At 73.7% G+C, this 26,487-nt stretch carries 15 protein-coding genes and 1 tRNA gene; 12 read left to right on the top strand and 4 right to left on the bottom strand.

Annotated elements, in window-relative coordinates:
• Positions 1 to 44 precede the first annotated feature (44 nt).
• Positions 45 to 740 carry a hypothetical protein gene (locus tag WMF11_RS48390; protein ID WP_437905788.1) on the top strand — a complete coding sequence of 232 codons (696 nt, stop codon included), beginning with the start codon at positions 45 to 47 and terminating at the stop codon, positions 738 to 740.
• Positions 741 to 763: 23 nt separating this feature from the next.
• Here WMF11_RS48390 and WMF11_RS48395 read toward each other — a convergent pair whose 3' ends face one another.
• A complete protein-coding gene (locus WMF11_RS48395) occupies positions 764 to 2,734 on the bottom strand; it encodes a serine/threonine protein kinase (RefSeq protein WP_437975591.1) in 1,971 nt (656 codons plus the stop codon).
• Between the two features lie 179 nt (positions 2,735 to 2,913).
• Between WMF11_RS48395 and WMF11_RS48400 the strand changes: the two genes are divergently transcribed.
• The 4 genes from WMF11_RS48400 (at position 2,914) to WMF11_RS48415 (ending at position 6,252) form a co-directional block, all read left to right on the top strand.
• On the top strand, positions 2,914 to 4,701 hold the full coding sequence (locus tag WMF11_RS48400) for an AMP-dependent synthetase/ligase (RefSeq protein WP_437975592.1): 1,788 nt from the start codon (positions 2,914 to 2,916) through the stop codon (positions 4,699 to 4,701).
• 3 nt (positions 4,702 to 4,704) lie between these two features.
• Positions 4,705 to 5,418: an HAD family hydrolase gene (locus WMF11_RS48405; RefSeq protein WP_437905791.1), complete on the top strand. Its 714-nt coding sequence runs from the start codon at positions 4,705 to 4,707 to the stop codon at positions 5,416 to 5,418.
• Positions 5,419 to 5,720: 302 nt separating this feature from the next.
• On the top strand, positions 5,721 to 5,930 hold the full coding sequence (locus tag WMF11_RS48410) for a hypothetical protein (protein ID WP_012241308.1): 210 nt from the start codon (positions 5,721 to 5,723) through the stop codon (positions 5,928 to 5,930).
• Between the two features lie 10 nt (positions 5,931 to 5,940).
• Positions 5,941 to 6,252, top strand: a complete 312-nt coding sequence (locus WMF11_RS48415; protein ID WP_437547565.1) for a hypothetical protein — start codon at positions 5,941 to 5,943, stop codon at positions 6,250 to 6,252.
• A 205-nt stretch (positions 6,253 to 6,457) separates the two neighbouring features.
• Here WMF11_RS48415 and WMF11_RS48420 read toward each other — a convergent pair whose 3' ends face one another.
• From WMF11_RS48420 to WMF11_RS48430, 3 genes are all read right to left on the bottom strand, one after another.
• The gene (locus WMF11_RS48420; protein WP_437547566.1) at positions 6,458 to 6,973 is read right to left on the bottom strand and encodes a hypothetical protein; all 516 of its coding nucleotides are present in this window, start codon (positions 6,971 to 6,973) and stop codon (positions 6,458 to 6,460) included.
• A 189-nt stretch (positions 6,974 to 7,162) separates the two neighbouring features.
• Complete coding sequence (locus tag WMF11_RS48425) at positions 7,163 to 7,480, bottom strand: YtxH domain-containing protein (RefSeq protein WP_437547567.1); 318 nt, start codon at positions 7,478 to 7,480, stop codon at positions 7,163 to 7,165.
• Between the two features lie 200 nt (positions 7,481 to 7,680).
• Positions 7,681 to 8,808 (bottom strand): hypothetical protein, encoded by a 1,128-nt coding sequence (locus WMF11_RS48430; RefSeq protein WP_437975593.1) that lies wholly within the window; start codon positions 8,806 to 8,808, stop codon positions 7,681 to 7,683.
• Positions 8,809 to 9,315: 507 nt separating this feature from the next.
• Here WMF11_RS48430 and WMF11_RS48435 point away from each other — a divergent pair.
• From WMF11_RS48435 to WMF11_RS48465, 7 genes are all read left to right on the top strand, one after another.
• Complete coding sequence (locus tag WMF11_RS48435; protein ID WP_437975594.1) at positions 9,316 to 11,427, top strand: zinc-ribbon domain-containing protein; 2,112 nt, start codon at positions 9,316 to 9,318, stop codon at positions 11,425 to 11,427.
• A complete protein-coding gene (locus WMF11_RS48440; protein ID WP_437975595.1) occupies positions 11,420 to 13,279 on the top strand; it encodes a S49 family peptidase in 1,860 nt (619 codons plus the stop codon). The genes WMF11_RS48435 and WMF11_RS48440 overlap by 8 nt, the downstream gene beginning before the upstream one ends.
• Before the next feature lie 161 nt (positions 13,280 to 13,440).
• Positions 13,441 to 21,429 (top strand): hypothetical protein, encoded by a 7,989-nt coding sequence (locus WMF11_RS48445; protein ID WP_437975596.1) that lies wholly within the window; start codon positions 13,441 to 13,443, stop codon positions 21,427 to 21,429.
• Positions 21,430 to 21,912: 483 nt separating this feature from the next.
• Entirely contained in the window at positions 21,913 to 23,688 is a 1,776-nt protein-coding gene (locus WMF11_RS48450) for a carboxypeptidase-like regulatory domain-containing protein (RefSeq protein WP_437975597.1), read from the top strand.
• A gap of 57 nt (positions 23,689 to 23,745) precedes the next feature.
• Positions 23,746 to 24,978 carry an ATP-binding protein gene (locus WMF11_RS48455; RefSeq protein WP_437905798.1) on the top strand — a complete coding sequence of 411 codons (1,233 nt, stop codon included), beginning with the start codon at positions 23,746 to 23,748 and terminating at the stop codon, positions 24,976 to 24,978.
• A gap of 225 nt (positions 24,979 to 25,203) precedes the next feature.
• Positions 25,204 to 25,285: transfer RNA gene (locus WMF11_RS48460), tRNA-Leu, on the top strand.
• 746 nt (positions 25,286 to 26,031) lie between these two features.
• Entirely contained in the window at positions 26,032 to 26,421 is a 390-nt protein-coding gene (locus WMF11_RS48465) for a hypothetical protein (protein ID WP_437905799.1), read from the top strand.
• Positions 26,422 to 26,487: the final 66 nt, after the last annotated feature.

Here is a 26,487-nt window from a genome sequence, read left to right on the forward strand (position 1 = left end):
AGCTCGGCGTGCCATCCCCAGCACGGATCGATGAGCCTTGCCCCATGATGCTTGCCTGGTCGTTCGCAGCGCGCACACCCGACGAAATCGCCCGACTCCTCCGCGCCCTCGGCAAGCACCGGTACGTGCGCGAGGTCGATCATCGGCTCCACTGGTCCGTCGATCACGCCCTGGCCGAGCTGCCGGAGTTCGCGCCGCACGCGTCGGCCTTCCAGGCGCGCCTCCGGAAGGAGCGCGCGCTCGATCTCGGCTCGCGCGACCCCTCGCTGTGGCGCGAGGCGAAGACCGAGGACGTGATCGCGGCCCTCACGGCGTTCTGGACCCCGGATGACGCGGCGCTGCGCTACCGGAGCCGCCTGATCGAGGCGCTCGCGCGGACGGGCCTCCCCGAGGCCACGCACGCGCCCTTCGCGTCGGCCCCGAACGAGCCCCCGCACCCGGAGCTCGTGATGCTCGACTGGGAGCTCTACCCCGTCGACGAGCTCGACGCCGACCGGCACGCCGGCGCGCTGGCCGCCATGGAAGAGGCCGAGGAGGCGGTCAACGCGTCGGCGCCGATCTACAACGAAGGGCCCGTCATGGCGGCGCCGGAGCTCTGCGAGGGAGCGCCCAACGGGGTGCTCGCGGACGACTTCCTCGTGTGGTCGGACGGGCCTTACAGCTACTCCGACTACGTGTTCCGCGGCGTCGCCAAGGCGGCGAAGCTCGTCGAGCCGCCGATCGGTTACCAGGATCTGTAACGGCCGCCCGCGGGCCCCGCGCGTCAGTAGGGATCGGGCTTCGGCGGCGGGACGGTGGGATCCGCCTCGACGGGGGGCTTGACGACCTTCGGGGTCGCCGTGGTCGCGGGGGCCGGCCCTCTCTGCGCGTGGGAGAGCGTCACCTCGAGCTCGATGTCCCGGTCGAACACGAGCATCCGTCGTTGCGCGGCGTGGCCTGGCGCGGAGACCTCGATCCGGTGCGCCGCGCCGTCCTTGATGAGCTTGCCGTCGAACGGGTTCGAGGGGAGCTCCACCCCGTCGACGAAGATCTTCGCGCTGGCGGGGCTCGCCTTGATCGATGCGCGGAGGAGCGACGCGTCGGTCTGCTCGCGTGGAGCGCTGCTCGCGGCGGATGGCGGCGAGGACTCCGGCGCGGGCAGCGCGCTCTGGGCCGGCGGCGGGGCCACGCGGAAGCTCTGCTGGACCGGATCGCGCAGCTTCAGGTACAGCGTCGCGGCGCCGACGAGCGCGATGACCGCCGCGAACGCGACGAGCGGCAACCGGGAGCGCCGCGGCGCCGGCGCGGGCTGAACGGCCGTGGCCGGCTCGGTCCGCACGACGGCGTGGAGCGTCGCTTGCGGAGGGCTCGAGCGGTGGAGGGGGCGCGTGGGCGCCGACGGCGAAGAGCCCGTGGTCGCGCCGTCCTCCTGCGCGGGAGGATCCGAGTCGAGGGGCTCGCGCCCTGGCAGCGACGGCAGCCTCGGCGCGCGGCCGGCGAGCCCCGCGCCCCCCGCCTCCGCGCCGTGCTCCTGCAGCTGCTTGAGCTGGCGATCGATGATCGCCCGGATCTCGGACCGCTCGCCGGCGAACAGCTCGCGCATCAGCGCGCCGAGCTGCTCGGCCGTCACCTGCTCTTCCAGGCGTTCCGTGTAGCGAGCGAGCTCCGCGCGGAAGGCGGCGGCCGTCGAATAGCGCTGGTCGGGCGAGTGCGCGAGCGCCTTGGCGCAGATGCGCGCGAGCTCGACGGGCACCTCGGGGCGCGCGGACCGCAGGTCCGGGATGTCCCGCATCAGGCGCGAGATGATCTGCGGATCGGACAGCCCACGCCAGAGGCGGCGGCCGGCGAGCATCTCCCAGAGGATGACGCCGGCCGAGAAGACGTCCGCGCGCCGATCGATCTGGGAAGAGTGCGAGAACGCCTGCTCCGGCGCCATGTACGCGACCTTGCCCTTCATCGTGCCGGTCTGCGTCTCGACGAGGCGGTGCGCGGCGAGCGCGATCCCGAAATCGACGATCTTCACCTGCCCGTCGTAGGTGACGAAGATGTTGTGGGGGCTGATGTCGCGGTGAACGACGTTGAGCGGCGCCCCGTCGTAGTCGACGAGCTCGTGGGCGTAGTGGAGGCCGGCCAGCACCTCGCTGAGGATCCAGAACTGGACGGCGAACGGGATCGCCCGCGCTTGCTCTCGCGCGCGGGAGATCACACGGCTCAGCGGCTGCCCGTCGAGGTACTCCATGGCGATGAAGTACTCGCCGTCCGCGAGGCCGACCTCGTTGGTCTGCACCACGTTGCGGTGGTTCAGGCGGGCGGCGAGGCGGGCCTCGTCGAGCAGCATGTCCCGGAACTCGGGCTCGTCGGCGATGTTGGGCCGGAGGCGCTTGATGACCTGCAGCTTGCTGAAGCCCGCCGGCCCCACCGCGACCGCCAGGTGCACGTCCGCCATGCCCCCGTGCCCGAGCGTCGCGATGAACCGGTATTTCCCGAAGCTCCGCGCGTGCCGATCCGAGGGCGACGGCGGCGCGTCCGGCGGCGCATCCCGGCCGACCGTGGTCGGCGCGTCGCGATCCGCGCGCCGCACCTGGACGGTGGGCGGGGGCTCGGGCGCGGGGACGAGCCCCTGCCTGGAGACCAGGGTCCCGCCGTCGAGCGCTGCCCGCACGCGCTCCGGCGGGCCCGAGGCGGCGAGCTCGTTGCTGCGGGCGGAGTCCGCCGCCCAGTCAGCCTCTTCGATCGTCCCTTTGCGCTCGCCCACCGCCGAATGGTCCTGATCCAAAGACGTGCCGTCAAGCTGACGACAGCGTGGGCCAGCAACGCCGCGACGTCTGCTGCTACTGTGCGGGGCGTCGCTCCCCCAGGCGCTCCCAGATCCCGGGAGGGTGCAGGAAAATTCGCCTGTGATTGCGGACCCTTGCCCGTGAACGAGGTAGCCCGATGCCCTGTGACTCGATACCGCGGCGCCTGCTAGGCCAGGCGAAGGCGCGTCCCGAGGCTCCTGCCCACTACGTCAAGGAGGGGGGCTTCTGGAGGATGACCAGCTTCCGGGAGTACGCGGGCGAGGTGCGGCGCGCCGGCAAGGCGCTCCTCGCGCTCGGCCTCGATCCAGGCGCCACGGTCAGCCTCCTCGGCTTCAACCGGCCCGAGTGGGTGGTGCTCCACGTGGCCTGCATGGCGATCGGGGGCGCTCCCGCGGGCATCTACACGACGTGCTCGCCCGAGGAGGTGCGCCACGTCGTGCGCCATGCGGGGTCGCAGGTGGTGCTGGTCGAGGACAGGGCGCAGCTGGAGAAGGTGCTGTGCCAGTGGGATCGGCTGCCGCAGCTCTCGTGGGTGGTGCTGATGCGGGGCGCGGAGTTCGCGCGCGATCCGCGCGATCCGCGGATCCTGGCCTGGGATGAGTTCCTCGCGCGGGGCGACCGCGTCTCGGACGAGCTGCTCGATCAGCGGCTCGACGCGCTCGAGCCGAACGGCCTCGCCACGCTGCTCTACACCTCCGGGACGGTGGGGCCGCCGAAGGGGGTCATGCTGAGCCATGAGAACCTCACGCGCTCGGCGGACATGGGGGCGCGCCTCATCCCGTGCTCGTCCCGGGACATCACGCTCTCTTACCTGCCTCTTTCGCACGTCGCCGAGCAGATGTTCACGATCCACATCCCGGCCTCGGTCGGCGCGGCCGTGTACTTCGCCGAGTCGATGGCGGCGCTCGCCGACAACCTCAAGGAGGTGCGGCCTACCGCCTTCTTCGGGGTCCCGCGCGTCTGGGAGAAGCTGAGGGACGGGATCGACGCCAAGCTCTCCGGCGCGAAGGGGTTGCAGAAGATCATGCTCGATCAGGCGAGGCGCGTAGGGCTCCAGCACAGCGAGCTCCGCGCCCGAGGCGAGCCGCCGGGGCCGCTGCTCGCGCTTCAGCACCGCGCCTTCGACACGCTGGTCTACGCGAAGGTGAAGGCGGCGGTGGGGCTCGGCCGGGCGCACGCGTTCAGCAGCGGCGCGGCCCCCATCGCGAAGGAGGTCCTCGAGTTCTTCGCGTCGCTCGACATCCTGATCACCGAGGTCTACGGCCAGTCCGAGGTGACCGGCGCGACGAGCTACAACATGCCGGGCCGGACGAAGCTCGGCTCCGTGGGGCCGTCGGTGCCAGGCATGGACGTGAAGATCGCGGACGACGGCGAGATCCTCGTCAAGGGGCCGACCGTGTTCCTCGGCTACTACAAGGAGCCAGAGGCGACCGCGCAGGCCCTGGTCGACGGCTGGCTCCACTCGGGGGATCTCGGCCGATTCGACGAGGAAGGGTTCCTCCACATCACCGGGCGGAAGAAGGAGATCCTCATCACGGCCGGCGGAAAGAACATCTCGCCCAAGAACATCGAGGAGGCGCTCAAGCGCCACGACCTCATCGCCGAGGCGGTGGTCGTCGGCGATGGGCGCAAGTTCCTCACGGCCCTGCTCGTGCTGGCCCCCGACGCGGTGAAGCGCCTCTCGGCCGAGCGCGGGCTCGGCCGCGATCTCTCGCACGCGTCGCCCGAGATCAGGGAGGCCGTGCAGCGGGCCGTCGACGAGGTGAACGGCGAGCTCGCGCAGGTCGAGACGATCAAGAAGTTCTCGATCCTGCCGCGCGGCTTCACCATCGAGGACGGCGAGCTGACGCCGACGCTCAAGATCAAGCGGCGCAATGTGAGCCAGAATTTTGCGCGCGAGATCGAGGCGATGTACGCCGAGTAATTCATGCGCAACGAGCCTGCTACAGCCGTCTCCTTCGACTTCGGCCAGACCCTGGTGGAGCTCGACACGGGGCTGCTCTCCGCCCGCCTCGCCGAGCGGGGCATCGCCGCGCCTCGGGAGCGGCTGGACGGGGCGGTGGACGAGGGCTGGCGCGCGTACAACGAGGCGATCCAGCGCGGGCTCGGCGGCCACCCGTGGAAGATCATGATGCGCCGCCTGCTCGAGGCGGGCGGCGTCGAGGCCAGCGCGCTCGACGCGGCGGTAGACTGGCTCTGGACGGAGCAGCCCCGGAAGAACCTCTGGCGCCGGCCGATCGCGGGGATGATCGACGTCGTGATCGAGCTCCGGCAGGCCGGCGTGCCGGTCGCGGTGCTGTCGAACTCGGAGGGCCGGCTCGAGGAGCTGATCGAAGAGCTCGGCTGGTCGGCGCACTTCGTGGCGGTGGCGGACTCGGGGCGGCTCGGGTTCGAGAAGCCGGGCAGGGAGATCTTCGCGTGGACGGCCGAGCGCCTCGGTGCGCCGCTCGCCGCGGTGGTCCACGTCGGCGATTCCTTCGCCGCCGACGTCGGCGGCGCCCTCGCGGCAGGGATGCGGGCCGTCTGGTTCAAGGGGGACCCGACGAGGGCCGCGGAGGTGTCCCAGGCCGAGCGGGTGGCGGTGTGCGACGGCGCGGAGGCGCTGCGCGGCGCGCTCCGGGCGTTCGGCGTTCGCTTCTAGCGCGCGCTGCGCTGCGCGCGGTCGTGCGGCCAGCGATCTCCAGGAGCCCGTCACCTGGCGAGCGCGGCCCGCAAACGCGGCGCTCGCGCGCGCGAGGTCGCGAGCTCCACACGCGCGTCGCGCGCTCGCCCTTCCGTCCGTGAGCACGAACGTCCCGGAAGGCGCTCCGCCCCGCGCTCGTCGCGCGCGCTTCTCCGCTGGCGCTCCTCGTCCTGCTGCCCCGCGCCGGTGGGTCGGTCTCCGGATCGTGCAGCCGATGCACGTCGCGCGGTGGTTCGGGCATTGCTGGAGACCGGTTCACGATGATCGCCAACGATGCAGACATCGAACAAGAGTCCGGACGTCGGGAGCGGCGAGCGAACGTTCCCGCCGCCGTCCCTCGCCTCTTCGGCGAGGTCCGCCGCGCGGACGAGCGGCTCGTCTCGCTCGTGCAAGAGCGCCCCGTGGCCACGCTCCTCGCGGTGGCCGCCGTGGGCTACCTGATCGGGCGGGTCGTTACACGGTTGAGTTGAGGAGGTCATCATGACGGCACGTGAGGTCGAGGCCGAAGGGGAGCGCGACGCGCGAGAGGTGGTGAACGACGCGCTCAGCCGGCTCGACGCGGCGGAGGTCAAGCGGGCGGTCTCGGCGTTCGCGCGGGACAACCCGCACGTGGCGATCGCAGCGGCGGCTGGGCTGGGGTTCCTGCTCGGCGGGGGCCTGACGCCGCGCGTGCTCAGCAGGCTCGGGTCGCTCGCGACGCGCAGCTACGTCAAGAGCGCGTTGGCCCAGGCGGTCGAGCTCGTCCTCGATGAGCAGACGCGGTCCCAGAGCCATCTCGGCTCGTCGCCCTGATCCAGCAGGCACCTGCTGCGCGTCACCTTGGCTGAAGGTGGGGTCGTTTGAACCGCCAAGCCCTCAAGGACGCCAAGTCTCTTTGAGGTTTTCTCCGCGCCCTTGGCGGATTGGAGGCTTCATCACGGGCGGGTCCACACGTGGATCGCGGCTCGCCGTCGCTCGTTCGCAAGATCGCTGGGCCACGCCGGGCGCAGGCCGTCCTTCAGGCCCTGCGGCTGCAGGTCTTGCGGATGCGGCGACCGCCGCTCTCGCTCAGCACCTCTTCAACGCTGTGGGAAACGTCGGGCAAGCACCGCACGGAGAGCAACGCGCCGCCGCCGGCGCTGCCGTCGTCGAGCCGGCGCGCCTCGTACTCGGGCAGGCGCGCGCCGAGGACGGCGCCGAGCAGGGTGCCGGCCGCGCCGGCGGCGCCCGCTCCCGCGAGGCACGCGACGATGGGCCCCGCCAGGAACGCGTCGAGCCGCGGAATGATCAGCGCGCCTCCTGCCGTGATCGCCGCGAGCGTACCCCCGACGAGCCCTCCGATCACAGCGCCCAGGGCGGCCCCTTCGGACGCCTTGCTGTGGATCGTGAGCTCGATCTCGTCCAGACGGGAGTGCTGCCTGGGCACCATGCTGATGTCCTCGGCCGCGACGCCCAGGGCGAGGAGGCGGCCAAGTGCGCCCGCGGCTTCCGTGCGACCTGGGAAGAATGCAGTGAGCGTCCGGTAATACATCATTCGACGAGTGCCCCTGTGCCGCGGTTCGCGAGGTGTCTCGTTCAATCCATCTGCTCTCGGAAAAGCATCGCTTGTGCCGCTCCGGCTGCGCAGATGTCGCTCGGCTGCTGGAGCACATCCCGGGAAATGATGGAAGGCGCCGCTCCGCGCGTGGGCGGTGCGGCGCCTTCGCGCCCCCCTGGAGCTCGCTCAGCGGGCGCCGAGCTCGTTGGAGTACGAGCCGGTGCTCTCCTGGAGCTTCTCCTGGATCTGGTCCTGGGTCCGCTGCGCAGCGCCCAGGGCGCGCTCCTTGGCCCTCTCCGCGCGCTCGCGCAGCCGGCTCGTGCTGTCGCGCAGCCGGCGGCGAGCCTCGTCACCTGACGTCGGCGCGACCAGGACGCCAACCCCGACGCCCATGGCGACGCCGAGGCCGAGCCCGACCGACAAGGGAACGATCCAATCGAGTGAGCTCCTTCTCTTGTAGGGGAACATGTCGGCCATGTAACTGACGAGATCGTCTGCCTTCATTGTGGCTCCGTCGGTTCGTATCGCGTGGGGGCGCGTAGCGCGTATCCCTCAGCGTGGATTCACGTGGATGGAACAGTGACCGGCGGGACGTGAGGCAGCGCGCATGCCAAGGGCATATTGCGCACGGAGGGGGCAGGGCAGGGGGCTGCCCTGCCCCGAGGAGCGATCGCGGGCGATCGCGGTGGAGGAGCGCCGCGGCGTTACCGGCAGAAGCCGTCGATGCAGATCTTGCCTTCGCTGCAGGGCGTCTCGGGATCGCAGTCACCGCCGAGGTTGTCGCTCGACCCGCAGACCTGGTGCTCGCCGGAGAACGTCGCCACGGTCCTGCACTCGCTCAGCGAGGGCGACTGGTTGTCGCAGGCGTTCGGGTTCGGCTGGTCGCACGAGATGTAGCAGCTGTGGTGCAGACAGATCGACCCCGGCGCGCAGACGTCCTGCGCTCCATCCTCGCCGCACACGAAGTTGCTCGACTGATTCGGGATGCAGCCGTTCTCGACCCAGACGTCGCCCTCGGGGCAGGCGGCGCCGTCGCTCCTCGGAACACAGGCGCCGTCGACGCAGACGGCGGAGGGGCCGCCGCAGTCGTCGGTGATGACGCAGGGCTGCGCAGGGCGGGAGCAGATACCGAGGGTCGCGTCGCAACGGTAGCTGCTGGGGCAGTCCGCGTCCTCGCCGCAGGCGGGCGTGCATTTGCCCTCGACGCACTTGTCGTTGACCGGACACTGCGTCTGATCGAAGCACTGGTCCTGAGGCGCGGTGCAGATGCCGCTGACGCAGAGGTAGTCCGCGCCGAGGCGGGCGCAGTCGGCGTCGGCGCCGCACGCGGCCGGGGTCGCCGGCACGCAGGTCGCGTCGGCCTCGTCGCCCTCGCAGACGTAGCCGTGGACGCACCCGATCGGCTCGCCGCTCGGGAGGACCTGATCGCAGCTGCCGGGCTGACACGTGCCATCCGGCGCGCAGGTCTCGCCATCGGCGCAGTCGTCCGGGTTGCCGCAGTACACGACGTCGCCGGGGGCCCCGCCGCTGCCCCCTTCCCCGGAGGAGCCGCTCGGGACGCAGGCGGCGGTGTGGTCGTCGGCGATGACGCACTCGAAGCCCCGGCTACACCCCCAGGTCGTGCAGTCGCCGATGTGGCATCGGTTGTCCTCGCCACAGGTCTCGTTGATCCAGCAGTCGGCTGGCCCGCCACAGCCGCTCGGGATGCCGGGCGTGCAGTCCTCGACGACTGCATCACAGAAGGGGCTGTCGGCGTCGTCGTCGTAGATGGGGCAACCCGCGAGGAGGGGCGCCAGCACGCTCGCGAGACCCAGCAGAGTAAGTCGCTTCATTCACCGTCTCCCGAAAGCATTCGGCCGCCCGGCGTCGAGGAGCCGCGCCCTCGCGCGTGACGGTCGCGACCGGACGAGCGTAGCAAGCGACATGCCCCACACAAGCCCGGCAAGTCGCGGCGTATTTCGGCCGATCGCGCGCTCGCCGTGAAGCCGCGTTCACGTCGGCATGTGGCGCGCGCGTGGCGAGGCGCCGCCCCGATGTGCCGTGCCTCGCGCAGGTCACGCGGCGGCGGACGCGACATCGGGGGGCAGGGGGGACCGCAGGGGAGGGGGACCGCAGGGGAGGGGGGACCGCAGGGGAGGGGGGACCGCAGGGGACCGTGAACCCTGAACCGCGGAGGAAAGCGGAGGACGGCGCGGTGCGGCGCGACGCTTTGGGGCGCGCAGGGGAACCCGTGCTACCGTTCCGCCGAGTTCCGGGCGGCTGCCTCCGAACGAGGAACCCCGGCAGGCTCGCGCCTGGGGGGCCAGCCGTTCGCGAGGACACGGGGACCGGTCGAGCAGATGGATGTCACCTGCGAGCGTTGCAGCACCGAGTACGAGTTCGACGACGCGCTCGTGTCGGAGCGCGGCACGACGGTCAAGTGCACGAACTGCGGCTTCCAGTTCAAGGTCCGCCGCACCGACGGCGCGCTCCCCGAGAAGTGGGTGGTGCGCACGCTCGGCGGCCGGGAGCTCGAGTTCAAGATGCTCCGGGAGCTCCAGGCGGCGATCACCCAGGGCCAGATCACCCGCGACGACGTGATCTCGCGCGGCAACGCGAGGCCGCGGCGGCTCGGGTCGATCGCGGAGCTGGAGCCGTTCTTCAAGGGGCCGGGCAGCATCGTGATGGCCGGGACCGCGCTGGGCATCGGCGGGCCCTCGCCGTTCCCTGGCCGCTCGAGGTCGCTGACGCCTCCAGGGCTCGGCGGCCCGGCGCCGGCGCAGACCGAGCACTCGGTCGCGATCCCGCTCCCGCGGGCGGAGAGCGACGCGGACGTCGCCCCCGAGTCCATCCACGACGCAGAGACGATCGTTCGGGACGTGCGGGAGGTCCAGTCGGGCAGGGAGCGCCCGTCGCCGCGCCGCGGGGCGCAGACCGCGACCTACGATTCCGAGGCCAGCGCCCCCGCGCGGGCGATGACGAAGCCGGGCGCGCTGCCCGGGGTCGTGGTGCCGCCGGAAGAGGCGCCGCCGCTGCCGGACGGGCACCCCGCGCGCCGGCAGGAGCCGCGGACCCTCCGCGGCGCGGGGGTCGCCGAGGCGCGCCAGGGCAGCGTCAGGCCCGCGGACGCCGAGGGGCGCGCCGCAGGCGTCGTTCCGCTGCGGATGCCGAACAGCGTCCCACCGCCGCGCATCGAGCGCGCCGACAGCCCGGGAGGAGAAGACGCCCCCGTGGCGAGGCGCGGGGCGCCGCGCGCGGCGAGCGAGGACCACGCGTCGCGGCGGGCAGCGACGTCGGGGTCGCCGACCGCACCCGCGGAGCCCGAGGGGCGTCCCTCCTATGTCGACGAGGGGGACGGCGACGCGGGGATCACGTCGCTGCCCTCGAGGAGGACGGGGATCGCGCGGTGGGTCGTCGGCCTCATCGTCGTCGGCCTCATGGTGGTGAGCGCGGCGACCCTCGGGCCGAAGTACCTCAAGCCGGCCGTACAGGCCCGGCCTGCGGTGAGCGACGATCGCGTCTCGGCGCTGCTCGCCGAGGGCGAGAAGAGCCTGGCCGAAGGGGATCCGGAGACGGCGAGGGACAAGCTCGTCAAGGCGAGCGCGCTCGCCGAGGACGACCCGCGCGTCGCGGCGGCGCTGGCCCGGGTCGAGACGGTGAACGCGGACGTGCGGTGGCTGCGGCTGCAGCTGCTCGTCGCAGGGGACGCGGATCTGGACACGGCGCGGCACGAGCTCGACATCGCGATCGAGCGCGCCCGCAAGGCGGTCGAGCACGCGCGGCGCGTCGCGCCGGCGAACGCCGAGGTGACCCGCGCGGCGATCGATCTGCTCCGCATGCAGGGCGACCTCGCCTCCGCGCGGAAGCTCGTCGGCGCGATCTCGGCCGAGAGCGCGCAGCCGGAGAGCGCGCTGACGCTGGCCGCGCTCGATCTCGCGGAGGCTCATCCGAGCTGGGCCGCCGTCGTCGAGCGGCTCCGGACGGCGGCGAGCATCGAGCAGAGCCCCGCGCGAGCGCGGGCGCTCCTCGTCTATGCGCTCGCGAGGTCCGGTGATCTCGCGGCCGCGCGCGCCGAGAACGAGCGCCTGCTGGCGACGAGCCGGCCGCACCCGCTCGCGCGCCCGCTCCGGGCCTTCATCGACCGGCTCGAGAAGGCGCAGGGCGAGCCAGGAAGCATCGCCGAGCCGGCGTCGAGCGGGCGCGCGGGGAGCCCGCAGGCGGGCGCTCCTCCGCCGAGCCCGTCGACCTCGGCGAGCGCTCCTCCCGCGAGCCCGCCGGCCGCGCCGGGGCGCGTTCGCCGCGCGCCGGAGTCGGAGCCGGACGACGGCCGCGTGCCCGACGACTACGTCGCCCCGGGCGGCACCATCGATACGAGCGATCTGCCCGGCGTGCACCCGCCGCCGACCGCCGCGCCTGGGGCGACGGCGCCGCCGATCGACACCTCGGATCTGCCTGGAATGAAGCATGAGTAAGCGCCGAGCTCGCGGGGCGCGGTGGACGGGCGTCGGCGCCCTCGCCGTGGCGGCATCGATGGCTGGCTGCACCGGGAGAGAGCGGGCGGCGGCGCTGCCGGCGCCCGCCGCGGCGGGCCTCGACGAGCCGGCGGTCGTCGAGATCGATCTCTCGCGCGGGCTCCCCGAGAGCGCGTCCGCGTCGCTCTTCGGCCCGCCGAGCGGCAGGACCCACGCGCAGCTCGTGCAGTCGCTGCGAGCGCTGTCCGAGTCCGCGAGCGCGAAGGGGTTCCTCGTGCGGCTCGGGAGCGCGCGCCTCGCGTTCGCGCGGGCCCACGAGATCGGCCGGATCCTCGGCGATGTCCGCGCGGCGGGGCGACCGGTCGTGTGTCACGCGGACGAGTACAACAACGCGACCATGCTGCTGGCGTCCATCGCCTGCAGCAAGCTCTGGCTCAGCCCTGCCGGGCAGGTCGATACGGTGGGGATCGCGGCGCAGCTCGTGTTCGCGAAGGGGCTCCTCGACAAGCTCAACGTGGACGTCGACTTCCTCCAGGTGGGGAAGTTCAAGGGCGCGAGCGAGCCGTTCACGCGGGAAGGGGCGAGCCCCGAGGCGCGTCGATCGCTCGAGTCCGCGCTCGGCGGGGTCCGCGAGGCGTGGCTGTCGGCCATCGTGGACGGGCGCGGCAAGGAGGGGCTCCGGGAGGCCCTCGAGGACGGCCCGTTCGCGCCTGAGGAGGCGAAGGCGAGGGCGCTCGTGGACGAGATCGGCGATCTCGAGTCCGCGACCGAGGACGCGAAGAAGCTCGCTGGCACCGAGCGCTCCGTGCCGCGGTTCGGCGGCGCTCCGCGCGATGCGAGCTTCTCCCGGAGCCTCGTGGACGTGTTCCGCTCGGTCTCCGGGGCGAGCTCGCTGGGGACGCCGCACGTGGCGGTCGTCCCGGCGATCGGCGGCATCACCATGAGCGCCAAGGGGATGCCCATCGGCTCGTCGGACGGGATCGGCGAGCGCGAGCTCGGGCAAACGATCACCCGCCTCATCGAGGACAAGAGCGCGAAGGCGGTCGTGCTCCGGATCGACTCGCCCGGCGGCTCGGCGCTGGCCTCGGATCTGCTCTGGCAGAAGCTGATGCGGCTGCGGCAGCAGAAGCCGCTGGTCGTCTCGATCGGCGGGATGGCCGCGAGCGGCGGCTACTACCTCGCCTGCGCTGGCACCAAGATCGTCGCCGAGCGGACGAGCATCATCGGCTCGATCGGCGTCGTGGGCGGCAAGTTCGCCGTCGGGAAGGCGCTTGCAGACGTCGGGATCAACGCGGAGACGGTCGCGGCCAACCCGGATCCTCAGCGGGCAGCGCGCGCCGCGTACATGTCGGCGCTCACACCCTGGGACGACCCCACACGCGCCCGTGTGCTCGCCTCCATGGAGGCGGTTTACGATCTGTTCCTGAAGCGCATCACGGCGGGACGGAACCTCCCGTTGGAGACGATCGCGCCGTCGGCGGAGGGACGGATCTTCGGCGGGGTCGAGGCCGCAGGGCGCTCGCTCGTCGATGAGCTCGGCGGCCTGGAGCGAGCGATCGCGATCGCGCGCGAGCTGGCGGAGCTGCCGGCGGACGCGCCGGTCGAGATCGAGCAGGACGACGGCGGGCTGCTGGAGCTCCTCGCGACCGGCGACGAAGCCAACGAGGGCAGCGCTCGGGCTCCCGACCGCGCAGCGCTCAAGGAGCGCGCGCGGGAGGCGATGGCTTCCGTCCTCCTGCCGGAGTGGCTCGGCGTCGCGCCGGAGGTCGGGACCTTCGCCGCCTCCATGGCGCCTCTCCTGGCCGGAGAGAGGGCGCTCACGGTGTTACCGTTCGCGGTGACGCTCCGGTAAAGCGCGAGATTGCACCGGAAGATTGGCCTTGTACCTCGGTCGTTCTGGTAGGCTGAGCGGGTTCAGCATACCCGAAGCGGGTCGCCGAAATGAGCTCTTCACCTCCGGATCGGGCAGCATCAGCGTCGGGCGCGAGGAGGTCGCTGCATTCGCCGGAGCTGATGGATCCTGCAGGACCCGCCTCTGCGGGGCAGCTGGTCCTCGCAGGGGCCCGGGCGATCGCGCCGGTGTCGCGCCACCGCGGCCCGCGGGCTGAAGAGGCCTACTGGCGCGCGCGGGTGGACGAGCGCCGCGCCGCCGGCGACGCGCAAGGGGAGCGCGAGGCGGCGCTCGCCCTCGCGAGGATCCTCGCCGCGCGCGGCGTCGAGCTGGACCAGGCGACGACGTTGGCGCGCCGGGCGCTCTCGCTGGGCGACGATCCGGCGATGAGGAGCGAGCTCGCCGGCTGGCTGGCCGGGCTGGGCGAGCCAGCCCTGGCCGCCGCGGCGCTGCGCGGCCTCCGCGACGACGCGCAGCCGCCCGGCGCGACGGCGCGGATGCTGGTGAAGATCGCCGTGCTCCTCGCGCGCGCCAGCGACGTCGCGGGCGCGGTCGACGCGCTCGAAGAGGCGAGCGAGCTCGCCCCGGACGACGCGATGGCGAGCGAGCTGCTCGGCACGATCGCGGCCTGGGCGTCGGACGAGGTGTTCCCCGCGGCCGCGGCGAAGGCATACCTGGAGGCGGCCAAGCGGCGCGAAGCCGCGCGGGAGCGGGAGGCGGCGTTCGAGGATCGCCTGCGCGCCTTCGAGATCGCGCCTCACGACGACATGGCCGCCAAGGCCATGGCGGCCGCGCTGTTCCTGCGCAGCCGGCAGGGCGCGGCCGACGAGGTGCTCCGGACGCACGCCGACGCGCTCGCGGCGCGGGCGCCTCGCGGCGAGGGCGAGGCCCCTGGCCCCTCCGCCCTGCGGCGCGCGATGGAGGTGCACGGCCACCGGCTCCAGGGCGCGACGAACGAGGGCGACTGGGCGCGCGCCGTCGGGTGCGTGCTCGACGCGGGCCTCGACGGGGCGATCGACGGCGACGCCGCCCGCGCGATCGACGAGGTGCTCGAGCAGGCGGGGCTCTACGAGCTCGTCGCCGCGCGGATCGAGCTCAGGGCGGAGCAGCGGGTCGGGGCGCCGAGGGCGGAGGCGTACGTGGCGCTCGCGCGGCTCCACGCTGGCCCGCTCGCGAGCCCCGACCGCGCCGTGGAGGCCTGGATCGAGGCCGCGGCGAGCGACTCCGGCAGCGCCGCCGCGCGCTCAGCGCTGCGCGACCACGCGGCCACGCTGCACGACATGGCGCCCCTCGTCGAGGCGCTCATCCGCATCGGCGAGGGCTCGGACGCGAGGGCGACGGAGGACGCGGCGGGGCGGATCGACGCGCTCTCGGAGCTCGCGCGCCTCGCGGAAGAGAAGATCGGCGACCCCGGCCTCGCGCGCTGGGCGCTCGAGGCGCTGAGAGACGTCGGCGGCGACCCGACGCACGCCGAGGCAGGGCTCCAGCGGATCGCCGATCGGCTCAAGGGGCAGGACGAGGCGCTCGCCGCGGCGCAGCGCGCGCTCCGCGGCGCGGACACCGCCGAGGGGCGGATCGACGCGCTCCGCCGGCTCGTCGTGATCTACCGCGGCCGCCCGAAGGAGCGCGCGGCCTACGAGGAGGCGCTCGTGGGGCTCTCGCGGGCGCTGCCGGCCGACCGCGGCTGCCTGCTGGCGCTCGATCGGCTGAGCCGGCGGACCGGGGGAGGCGCCGCGCTCGACGCCCTGCTCCGCGCGCGGCTGGCCGAGGCGACGCGGGCGCCCTCGGAGGCCGAGGGCGCGCGCTCCGCGAGGTCCGAGGCGATCCGCGCGGCCTCGCTGACGCGGGTCGAGCTGGTGCGCGCAAGGCTCCTCCTGTCGGCGATCGCCCGGCGGCAAGGCCAGGACGCCCGCGCCCTCGACGAGGTGTTGCCGCTGCTCGGCGAGGCCCCGGGGCACCGCGGCGCGGCGAGCGCCGCGCTCGTGCTGGCCACGCGGACCGGGCGCCTGCGGGAGCGCGCCGACGCGCTCGTGCAGCTCGCCGCGCCGGTCTGGCCGGCGCTGCGCGCGGTGCTGCTCTCGATCGCCGCGGCGCTCTACCACCGGACGCAGCGGGCGCGCGAGGCGGCGCTCTCGCGCGAGGTCGCGCTGCTCGCCTGCGAGGCCGATCCGTCGTCCGCGCGCGCCGTGGCCACGCTCGCCTCCATCCTCACGGCAGATCTCGCCGCCGCCGCGGAGGCCGGCGAGGCGCCTCCGTTCGAGGTCGACCGGGCTGTGGCGGCCGCGATCGAGCGCTCCATCACCACGGTGTTCCCGCGCGGCGCGCTCTGCGACGGCCTCGCGAGGGCGCTGGAGGCGCTGGGCGAGCTGCCGCTCGCGCTCGCGTGGACCCAGCGCTGGCTCGCGCTGCGGCCAGGGTGCCCCCAGGCGACCGCGGAGCTCATCCGCCGCGCCGCGGCCGCCGGCGACGCGGCCCGGCTCTCGGACGCGCTCGCGTGGATCCTGGCGCAGCCCAAGCCGCTCGGCGAGATGGCGGCGGCGCTGGCGAGCGCGCTGCACGCCCTCTACGACCTCGATCCCGAGCGCGGCACGGCGCTCGCGAGGCGCTCGCTCGACGTCTTCGGCCCGCAGAACCCGCTCTTGCGCGAGCGGCTGCTGGAGCTCGCGCGCCGGGCGGGCGACCCTCACCTCGCGGTGACCGTGCTCGAGCGGTGGCTGGCCGTCGAGATCACGGCGGCGCACGCCCCCGAGCTGATGTTCATGCTCACCGATTGCCGGCTCGACGGCGGCGATCCGGACGGGGCAGCGCAGGAGCTCGCGCGCGCAGCCGCGGTGCAGGCCGATCCTCACGAGATCCTCGCGCGGGTCCAGCGCCTCGAGTCGTCGCTGCTCGACGTGAAGGGGCTCAGCTCCGACGGCGCCATCGCGCTGGCCGAGGCGAAGGCCCGGGCGTTCACCGCGCAGGGCGCCGGCGCGGCGGCGGAGGCCGCGGCCGCGTGGCGTGAGCTCGGCAGCCTGCGCTGGGACCTGGCGGAGGATCACCGGGGCGCCGAGGAGGCGTTCTTCCGCGCGAGCGAGCTCGCGCCGAGCGGCGGCACCGAGCGTTACGCGCGGGACATGTGCGAGTTCGCGGGCGTCGAGGCGGCGATCGAGGCGATCGTCGCGCGCGCCGCGGAGGCGCGGAGCGAGACGGGGGCGCAGCCCGGCGCGGACGAGAACAGGTGGTCGGGCGACGTCGGGCCCGAGCGGCGCAGGCGCGCCACCCTGCTGATCGAGGCCGCCAACCTGGCGCACGAGCACGGCCTGCCCGAGCGCGCGCTCTCCGCGGCGGCGAGCGCGATCGAGCTCGATCCCCTCCGCGCGGACGCCGTGGCGCTGGTCGAGAAATCGGCGGACGCCGATGGCGGCATCGTCGTCCTCGACAAGACCTACCGGCTGCTCGCCGACGCGGCCCTGGGCTGCTACGGCCGCCGCGCCGCCCATTACCGCGCGGCGCGGCAGCTGGAGAGGCGCGGCGCGTTCGAGCTCGCGCTCGCGCACGCCGTGGCCAGCTTCGAGGCGGTCCCGACCGAGGGCACCTCGTACGTGCTGCTCGCTCGGCTCGCCGAGCACGTCGGCGAGCCGTCGGACGCCGTGCGCGCGCTCGAGCGGGTCGCGACGACGGCCGATCCGGCGTCGCGCAACGCGTGGTTGAAGCGCGCCGCGGCCCTCACCGGCCGCACGGAGGAGGGCCTCCGGCTGCGCCTCGACATCCTGCTCCGCGCGATGGTCGTGCGCCCGGACGCGGCGCTCGTCGAGGACGTCGGCGCCGCCATCCGCGATCTCATCGCGTGCACGGGGCAGCCGGAGGTCGAGGCCATCCGCTTCGACCGCGCGGTCAAGGCGAGCATCGCGAAGCTCGACGGCCCCGACGGGGCCCGCGCGGGGCTCGCGATGGCGCGCATCGCCGTCGCCGTCCTCGACGCGCCCGCGCTCGCGCTCGCCGCGATCGAGCGCGCGATGCTCGCCGACGGCGACGTCGACGAGTTCCAGACGCTCCTCGACATCGTCGGCGAGCTCGCGCGGCAGACCGAGCCGGCGTCGCACCTCGTCGCGGCGGTGTACGCCGCGGCGATGAGGCCGCACTCGAGCGTCGGTCCCGGCCTGCTCAGGTGGGCGAGCAAGCTCGCTGGCGCCCTGAACGTGCCGCCGGTCGCCGCGGCGCTGCTCGTGGAGGCCGCCCGGCGCGCGCCGGAGGACGACGCGCTCGCGTACGAGGCGGAGGGGGCCGTCGAGGTCAGCGGGGACGAGGCGCTGAAGCGCTCGCTGGACGACGCCTTGCCGGTCGCGCGGCGCCTCGAGGCGCTGCTGCACCTCGCCGACAAACACGAGCGCGAGGGCCAGCGCGCCGAGGCCACCGTCGCCCTGGAGCGGGCGCTCGCCGGCGGGCAGCTCGTGGGCGACACGCGCGACGAGGTCGTCACCCGGCTGCGCCGGCTGTACGCGGCCGAGCGTCGCAGCGCCGATCTCGAGACGCTCGTCCAGTCCGAGCTCGCGCGCATCGACCTGCCGGATGCCGTCCGCCTCGCGTTGACGCGCGAGCACGCCGGCATCCTCGCCGCCGGCGGCGATCTCCATGGCGCGGTGGAGCTCCTCCTGGAGGCGGCCCAGAGGACGCCGTTCGACACGGCGCACATCGACGAGCTCATCCGGCTCGCGCGGAGCACCGACGATCGCCAGCGGCTCTTCGACGTGCTCACGCGCCTCCAGGGCATCCTGAGCGGCGACGAGGAGCGGCTGGTCGTGCTCCGCGAGCTCGCGCCGCTGGCCCAGGAGCTCGGCGATCGCGGCGCCGCGGTGGCGCTCTACGAGGCGATCGCCCGGCTGGATCTCACCGACATGCACGCCGTCGAGGTCGTCGAGCAGGACGCGAGCGACCGCGGCGATCACGCCGCGGTCGCCGCCCTCCTCGCGCGCCGCATCGAGGCGGCCCCGCTGCCGGACACGCGGCGCGCGCTGCGGCTCCGGCGCGCCGCCCTGCTCGAGCAGCGCCTCGGCCTCCTCGACGAGGCGTGCGCCGAGCTGGAGGCCCTTCTCGCGGCGTCGCCGGACGACGTGAGCGCGCTGAGGTTCCTCGCGGACATCCACGAGCGGCTCGGGACGCCGCTCCGCGCCGCCCCGCTCTGGTGCAGGCTGGGCGATCTCGCGACGACCACCGACGAGCGGGCCGAGTACAGCCTCCGCGCGTGCAGCAGCTACCTCGGCGGCGGGGACGTCGAGTCCGCGAAGGACACGCTGGAGAGCGTCGCTCGCATCGCGCCGCGCGAGGCCGTGATCGAGCTCCGCGTCGAGATCGCCCGCCGGGAGGGGGACGGCCACGCGCTCGCCGCGGCGCTCGATCAGCTCGCCAGCGCGTCGCGCGACGCCCCCGAGCGGCGCGCGCAGCTGCTGGTCGAGGCGGCGCGCGCCACGTCGATGCTGGGGGACGACGCGACGGCGCTCGAGCGCGCTCGCCGCGCCGTGAAGCTCGCGCCGGACTCGCCCGACGCCGTCCTCGAGGCGCGCCGCATCGAGTATCGCCTGCGCGGGACCGGGACGCCGCGCGACGCGCAGGCCGCGGTGGAGGAGCTCGGCCGCATCGCGCCGCGCCTGCGCCCGGCGCACGTCGATCTGCACGCGTTCCTGCTCGCCGAGACGCTCGACGTCATCCAGGGCCACGGCGCCGGCATGCGCGAGCTGACCCGGCGCCACGCCGAGGTCGGCCCGAGCACGCTGGTCGCGCTCGGCATGGCGGAGCGCCTGGCCCTGAAGCGGAACTTCTCCGCCGCCCTCCCGCTGTTCGATCGCGCGCTCGGCGGCGATCTCCAGGGGATGCGCGCGCGCGGTCGGGTCGCGCTCGCCGCCGCCGAGACCGCTCAGAACGCCGGCGATCTCGAGGCGGCCGCGCGCCTGCTCGAGGAGGCCGCGGCGGAGCCGGAGACGCGCACGCTGGCGCTGCGCCGCCAGCTGGAGCTCACGGCTGCGCGAGGTGAGCCCGAGGCCGCCCGGAAGGCGCTCGAAGAGCTCGCCGCGCAGAGCTCGGGGATCGATCGCGCGCGCGCGCTGATGCAGCTCGCGCGCCTGCACGTGTCGAGCGACCCGGATCGCGCAACGAAGATCCTCTCGCAGGCCACGGCGCTCGCGGGCTCGGATCGCTCGCTGGGGCTGAAGATCGCCGAGCTGAACGCCGAGCTGGCCAGCGAGCGGGCGACCCTGCCTCCCGAGGAAGTGTCCCAGGCTGCGACGCTCCGGGCGGCCGCGGCGGAGCCGGTCCAGGCGGCGCCAGAGGCGCCGCCCAGCGCTGCGTCGACGGCGAGCGGCGCCGGACCCGCGAGCAGCCGCGCGCCGTCGAGCGGGGTCGGACCCGCGAGCAGCCGTACGCCGTCGAGCGGGGTCGGGCCCGCGAGCAGCCGCGCGCCGTCGAGCGGGGTCGGGCCCGCGAGCAGCCGCGCGCCGTCGAGCGGGGTCGGGCCCGCGAGCAGCCGTACGCCGTCGAGCGGGGTCGGGCCCGCGAGCAGCCGCGCGCCGTCGAGCGGGGTCGGGCCCGCGAGCAGCCGCGCGCCGTCGAGCGGCGGCGCGCCGGCCTCGAGCAACCCGCACATCGATCTCGTCGAGCTCAATGACCCGCTCGACGAGGGGTTGATCACCGACGACCCGTCGCAATCCACCTCTCCCGCGGTGTCGGACGACGATCTGCTCGACGGGGCGGCGAGCACCGCCGCCTCGCCGGCGCCGTCACCGAGCGCCGTGTCAGGTGCCGCGGAGAGCACCGCCGCGCGCGGCGGCGCCGCGTCGAGCCGCTCCGGCGCCGGCGCGCCGCAGCCCGGGCCCCCGGTCTCCGCCCCGGCGTCGATCCAGCCGCCCTCCTCCGCGACGCGGCTCGTGGCCGCGTGGTCGCCGTCCGCGGCCGAGAGCTTCGAGGAGGCAGCGCTCTTCCGCGAGCTCGCCGCGGGCTCGTACGACGCTGGCGAGCGGCTCATCAAGAGCTTCGCTCCGCGCGACGATCGCTCCCGGGAGGCGCTGGCGGTCCGGCGGATGCAGGCCCACCTGCGCCTCGGCGATCGGGGCACCCTGGAGCGCCTCCAGGCGGCCGCGATCGCCGACAAGAACATGACCTACGCCCGCGCCATCGAGCACGTGCTGCGCGCCTTCGACGGTGACGAGCCGTCCGACCGGCCCGGCGAGGGCGTCGTCACGCCGGCGCCCCTCGCCGCGCAGCGCGACGCGCCGGAGCTCGTGAGCGCGCTGCTCTTCCGCGATCTGGAGTCGCCGGTCAACGAGGCGCTCGCGATCGTCTGGGAGACGGGCCTCTACCGCCGCGACGCAGGCCAGTCCGGGCTCGTCCCCTCCGAGCGGATCCAGCCGACATCGCCTACCCTCCTCGGGGAGATCTACGGCGTCATGGCCGCTCACCTCGGCCTCCTGCGCACCGCGCTCTTCCACCAGCGCGCGCCCTTGCCTGCTCCGTCGCCGCCGGAGGGGCAGATCATCCGGGTCAACCCGCCGGCCGTGCTGCTGCGGGGCGAGGTCCGCGAGGACACCCCCGAGCTGCGTTACCTGCTCGGCGCTCAGCTCGCTGGCGCCATGCCCGAGCATGTCCTGGTGAACACCAGCTCGGAGGACGAGCTCCGCACGCTGCTCTCCGCCATCGTCGCCGCGTTCGGGCCCCTGGAGGCCACCGCGCACAGCGCCCGCGGCAACCCGGCCGTGGTGCGGCTCGAGCAGAACCTCTGGCAGCTCATCCCCCCGCGCGCAGAGCGTCGCCTCCGCGAGATCTGCGACAGCGCCGACAAGATCACCTACGAGGGGGCCGTCAAGACGACCCGCACCGCGATGCGCCGCGCTGGCCTCTTCGCCGCGGGCAACGTCGCCACGGCCGTGCGCGCGACCCTCAAGGAGCGCGGCCTGGAGCTGGCGGTCCCGCTCTCCGACCCCGAAGGGCTCGCCGCGGCCTGCGCGGCGGTCCCCGAGATCGCCGATCTCGTACGCCTCGCGACGCGGATGGAGTACGCCGAAGCGCGATGGCAGCCCGGTACGGTGCCCTCACTCCGGCGGGTCGACACGGGAAGCTCGCGCTTCCGTGCAGGCACGTAGGCGTCGCGGCACCCGCTGCGCGGACGTCGGTGGCGTCATGTTCCTCGCAGACCTCGCGCCCCCGCAGCGCCGATCGGAGCCCGGTCGTGTCCCGTCTCACCCGAGCTTTCCCGTGTGCATGTCCGTGCTTCGTCTGGTTGCGATGAGTGCGGGGTGGCCGCATCGGCGCATCCGTCTCGACGCGACAGCGCTGTCACAGCGCCGCCGCGGGTTGCGCGGCGCCCTGTCGAGCGGATGCACGCCGCACGCTGCCCGGAACGCCGTCTGTCGATTGGCACGAACATCGCCTTCTCGTTCGGGTGTGATTTTCCCCTGCGCCTGCTCGGGTGCGGACCCGTTCGGGCTCCGCGCGTCGCTCTCATCAGCTCGGCGGCCACCGGTCGCCGGCGTCTCCGCGGAGCCGCGGCGCTCTCCCGCCGCACCGCCACGGGGGCGGTCTCTGCTCCGCGCTGCGCGCGCTGCGTCCCTGGCGAGGAGGGCGCGGTGAGCGCGCGACACGTCGTGTGCGCCGCGCTGCTCGCCAGCCTGGCGACCTCGGTGGCCTGCGGCATTCCCCTCGAAATGGCGGAGTCCGCCCCCATGAACGCCTGCGACGGGTCGGTCGAGTGCGGCCCGGGGGCGACCTGCGCCGATGTCAGCGGGCAACGCGCGTGCGTCTCGACGAGCGCGAAGCTCGACGGGCTCATCCTCGAGATCCGGCCGCGCGCCTCGCCCGAGCTGGGCGCGGAGGTCTCCCATCTCCTCGCCGTCGATGCAGCGAGCGGCTTCCCTCCTCAGGACCCTGGCGGGCAGGTGCATTCCGTCGATCTCACGATCCCCATGCCCGCGAGCGTGAAGGCCACGGTGCGCCTCGGCGGCTCCTACTGCGAGAACCGCACCGGCGGCCTGCCTCCCCTGACCGGCGGGCAGTTCCCCGTGAAGGTCGAGTTCCGGCGCATCGCGCCGATGCTGGGCCTGCCCACCCAGAGCTACTCGACGCTCTCGGAGCCGGACGGCATCGACGGCCAGAGATTCCAGCTCTCTATCCCCGCAGGCGACTACCACATCTCGTTGATGCCGCAGGCGCGCGCCGATTGCCTCGCCGACATCCCCCCGCCGATCTTCCTGCCGAACCAGGTGGTCCCCGAGCAGTGGACGCTCGGCATCAACGCCGAGGCGCCCGCCGTGCTCCAGGGCAGCTTGCAGGTGCCCGAGGGCGTGCGCGTCGACGGGTGGAAGCTCGATCTCGTCGACCCGGTGACCGGCAGCGCCCTCTCCCAGGTAGGTCTCCTCGAACAGGCCGAGCCCGACCCGCAGGCGACCGCGACGCAGGTCGGGTTCAGCGTGAAGTTCTACTGGACCGACAAGGACAGGAGCCCGCTCATCCGGCTGCGTCCGAAGGACGGAGTGCCGAGGCCCACGGTCTACTGGGAGCTCGCTGCGCTCGCGCTCCAGGGCTCCACGGGGAACCTGGACCTGTCGCTCCTCCAGCTCGACGCGGCGGCGCGCCGCGTGGAAGGTCAGACGCTCGACGTGAACGGCAACCCGGTGCTCTCCGCCGTCCGTATCCAGAGCGCCATCATCGACAGGGCGCCCACCGCCGCCTACAAGCTGGACACCGAGACGGACGCGAACGGCCTCTTCCGTGCCGATCTCCCGCCAGGCGAGTACGTCCTCTTCGCGCAGCCGCTCAACGACACCACCAAGGCGGCCGTCAAGCAGGCGCTCAAGTTCGCCGCCGGCGACGACTGCTACTGCGGCCAGTCGGTCGTCATCCCCGAGGCCGGGACGCTGCGCGGCCGCGTCCAGGGGCCCATGGGCGAGTTGATGGACGGCGCCAGCGTGTTCGCCGTCCCTGCCCGCGGCCAGATCACGCCCTACATCGGCCAGGTGCTGACGCCCGGGCCGCTGCTGCCCCGGCAGGCGTCCGGGGTCCTCCGTGACGGCGCGTTCTCGATCGGCATCGACCCAGGGGAGTTCGACTTCTCGGTCCGCCCGGCACCCGGCTCCACCTACCCGTGGCTCGTCAGGCCGCGCCTAACGGTCTCTGCGATGGACGCCGCGGTCACCGACCTCGAGCTCGCCATCTCGTTCCCGGCCGTGCTCCAGGGCGTCGCCCGCGACGCCTCGGGCGCCCGGCTCGGCGACGCCACGGTCGTGGCCTGGCTGCCGGTCCAGGGCGCGACAGCGCAGGAGACGAGGGGCATCCAGATCGGCGAGACCCGGTCGGCGGCCGATGGCTCCTATGTACTGCCGCTCCCCCCATCGATGTCCCGGTGAAGTCGGAGCGAAAAAGGGCGGTACCAGCCCAGCGCGGAGCGAGATAGGCTAACGCCCGTGGCGCAGCCGACGCGCGGTGGGACATCGGAGCCTTCAACCGAGGATGGCCTGACCCTCGCGCCTCCTCCGCGCGGCGACCTGGGCCAGCGCGCCGACGAGGAGCGCGCGACCGGGACCTCGCTTCCGTCTGCGCAGGAGCTCGCGATCGCGCTGCACGAGGTCTCCAACGCGCTCACGGTCATCGTGGGTTGCATCGAGCGCGCGCAGGGCGAGCAAGGCCCCGAGCTCGGCCGCGCGCTCGGCGTCGCCGCGTCCCGCGCGCGCGACGCTCGCCGCCTGATCCGGCGGGCCATCGGCGCCGAGGGGCGTCCGGCCGGCGACGGCGAGGTCGCGTCGAGGCCGCTGGGGGAGCCGGCGCGCCTGATCGCCGACGTCATCGACGACGCCGTGATGGGGCTCGAGCCCGAGGCGCGCCGCTCGGCGATCGCGCTCCGCGCGGTGATCGAGCCCACGGTCGCGCGCACCGGCGTGAGCAACGGCGCTGCGGTCGTGCAGATCTTGACGAACCTCCTGCTCAACGCCGTGGCGCTGTCGCCCCGCGGCTCGTCCGTCCGTGTCGATGCCAGGCTGGAGGGCGCCGCGGTCGTCATCGGCGTCGCGGACCAGGGGCCCGGCGTTCCGCCGTCGCGCCGAGCGACGCTGCTGAGCTCCGGCGTCTCGACGCGGCCTGGCGGAGCGGGCATCGGTCTCCGCCACTCCGCAGCGCTGGCGAGCGCTGCCGGCGGCGCGCTCGCGCTCGTGCCTTCGGAGGAGGGCGCTCGCTTCGAGCTGCGCTGGCCCGTCGAGGACACGCCGCCCGCCGACGCCCCGCCCGGCGAAGCAGGAGCCAAGGAAAAGCCGCCTGTGCCCCGGACCACGACGTCGCCGCCGCAGCACGGGACGATCCTCGACGGCGTCAGGATCCTGGTGGTCGAGGACGACGACGCGGTGGTGGATCTGCTCGACACGGCGCTCACCGCGCGCGGCGCGAGCATCGTCAGCGTGCAGAGCGCGGTCGAGCTCCCGGGGGCCCTCGCCTCCGGGCCGTTCCAGGCTGCGCTGCTCGACATCTCGCCGATCCAGCAGGACGTCCTCGGCACCGTCTCCGCCGTGCGCAGGGCCAACCCGGACGTGCGGCTCGTTGTCATGTCCGGCAGCGCCGGCGCCGATCCTCTCCCCGCGAATTCCGGCGTCTCCTGGGTGCGCAAGCCGTTCGAGATCCGCGAGATCGTCGAGGCGCTCGTCCGCTGAAGAGCCCGCGGGCGAGGTGCGCGCGGCGCTCCGTGCGTGCGGGCGTGCTCCTCTGGCGCGCGCACCGCATCGTGCGCGCGTCGCCGTGGCAGCCGGCGATCGGCCGAGGCCGCGAGGCCGCCACGCCCGGCTGACCAGCGCGGGCGCTGCGCCGTGTGACGACGTTGTGAGGATTAGCTTGACTTCCCCGGCCAGCTGGGTAGGTTCCGTCCCGCAACCGCACTCGCGAAGGTGGCGGAATTGGCAGACGCACTAGCTTGAGGTGCTAGCGGGTAACACCGTGGGGGTTCAAGTCCCCCCCTTCGCACTCCCTGTCTCTCTCTCGACGCCTCGTTCTCCACTCCTTGTGCACACCCGCCTGAGCGCATTCCCTCGGCTCGTGTGCGGTGCCGGTGACGCTGCCCTTGTGTCTTGACGGGGCCGCCCGGTTTCGGAGCGCGCGTCTGGGTCTCGACGGCTTGCCCTGGCACCGCTGAGCGCTCGTCTGCGCCCAGCTGGACGCAGGGCGATGCATGCGGGCAGCACATACCGCGTGGGGAGTGGCGCTCCGGGGAGGGGCGTGCGACAGACCGCCTGTTCGGGGCGGATGTCACACGAGCTCGCGCCGGGGAGGAACAGGAGAGCGCGCCCGGGAGCCCTCAGGGCTCCTCCGAGCGGTTGGCCGACGTGTCGTTTCGGCGGTTGCCCCCGAGGCCCCTCGCTGGCCGTCAGGTCCAGGTGATCCTCGCAGACTCGCGCGGTACGGACGATGGTTCATGTGCCCATCGCACTGGCGTCCACGCCAATCGATCCATCGGGGTGTGCGCGCGAGGTGTCCGCGGCAGGGGGGCTTTGAAGGCGGACCCATGCTGTTCGTGGAGGGTCCACTCAGCATGTTCCAGCGTGGAGTCCGGGGTGCCGCGATGACCGTGTCGTGCGCATTCCTGCTCAATCCTCCGTTCGGGCGCGCGTCGACGGCGTGCACAGGCTTGCATCGGTCGCCGAGCGGCCTGGTCGGGCTCGACCGAACGCCTTCCTTGACGCCCGTCTGGTCCTCCCCCACGCTCGCATCGGATGTTCCGCGTCCGGCGACCCCATCGTGACCGCAGCGCGATCCTTCGCTGGATCCGCGCCGCGCTCCCGGTGCTGCTCGTCGTCGGTCTCCTGGCGCAGGGCCACACCCTCCAGGCGCTCGGCATGACGATCGCTTGCGAGCACCCGATGCTCGAGGCGTCGTCGGCCCATCACGAGGAGGACGCGGCGCCGGACAGCTCCCACGAGGACTGTCCGCCCAGCTGCAGCGACTGCGCTTGTGGCCGTATCCCCATGACGCTGTCCGTCGGCGCCGCGCTGCCCTACATCCTCCTGGAGGCGTACGAGATCGCCGCGTCGACGCTGCCGGAAATGCCAGGGCGCAGCCTCCCTCACCGCCTCGAACGGCCACCCCGACGCCCGCGCGCCTGAGGCGCCCTCGTCAGGTGTCGCACCCGCGAGCACGGCAGCAGCGCACAGGCGTTTGAGCGCCCCTGC

This window comes from Sorangium sp. So ce295, from assembly GCF_051527405.1.
In the GTDB taxonomy this organism is placed as follows: Bacteria; Myxococcota_A; Polyangia; order Polyangiales; family Polyangiaceae; genus Sorangium; species Sorangium cellulosum_B.

What these genes read in the sequence shown, in the direction of transcription:
- WMF11_RS48390 (WP_437905788.1), top strand. Translation starts at nt 45, where the DNA reads ATGATGCTTGCCTGGTCGTTCGCAGCGCGCACACCCGACGAAATCGCC.
- WMF11_RS48400 (WP_437975592.1), top strand. Translation starts at nt 2,914, where the DNA reads ATGCCCTGTGACTCGATACCGCGGCGCCTGCTAGGCCAGGCGAAGGCG.
- WMF11_RS48405 (WP_437905791.1), top strand. Translation starts at nt 4,705, where the DNA reads ATGCGCAACGAGCCTGCTACAGCCGTCTCCTTCGACTTCGGCCAGACC.
- WMF11_RS48410 (WP_012241308.1), top strand. Translation starts at nt 5,721, where the DNA reads ATGATCGCCAACGATGCAGACATCGAACAAGAGTCCGGACGTCGGGAG.
- WMF11_RS48415 (WP_437547565.1), top strand. Translation starts at nt 5,941, where the DNA reads ATGACGGCACGTGAGGTCGAGGCCGAAGGGGAGCGCGACGCGCGAGAG.
- WMF11_RS48420 (WP_437547566.1), bottom strand. Translation starts at nt 6,973, where the DNA reads ATGATGTATTACCGGACGCTCACTGCATTCTTCCCAGGTCGCACGGAA.
- WMF11_RS48425 (WP_437547567.1), bottom strand. Translation starts at nt 7,480, where the DNA reads ATGAAGGCAGACGATCTCGTCAGTTACATGGCCGACATGTTCCCCTAC.
- WMF11_RS48430 (WP_437975593.1), bottom strand. Translation starts at nt 8,808, where the DNA reads ATGAAGCGACTTACTCTGCTGGGTCTCGCGAGCGTGCTGGCGCCCCTC.
- WMF11_RS48435 (WP_437975594.1), top strand. Translation starts at nt 9,316, where the DNA reads ATGGATGTCACCTGCGAGCGTTGCAGCACCGAGTACGAGTTCGACGAC.
- WMF11_RS48440 (WP_437975595.1), top strand. Translation starts at nt 11,420, where the DNA reads ATGAGTAAGCGCCGAGCTCGCGGGGCGCGGTGGACGGGCGTCGGCGCC.
- WMF11_RS48445 (WP_437975596.1), top strand. Translation starts at nt 13,441, where the DNA reads ATGGATCCTGCAGGACCCGCCTCTGCGGGGCAGCTGGTCCTCGCAGGG.
- WMF11_RS48465 (WP_437905799.1), top strand. Translation starts at nt 26,032, where the DNA reads ATGTTCCGCGTCCGGCGACCCCATCGTGACCGCAGCGCGATCCTTCGC.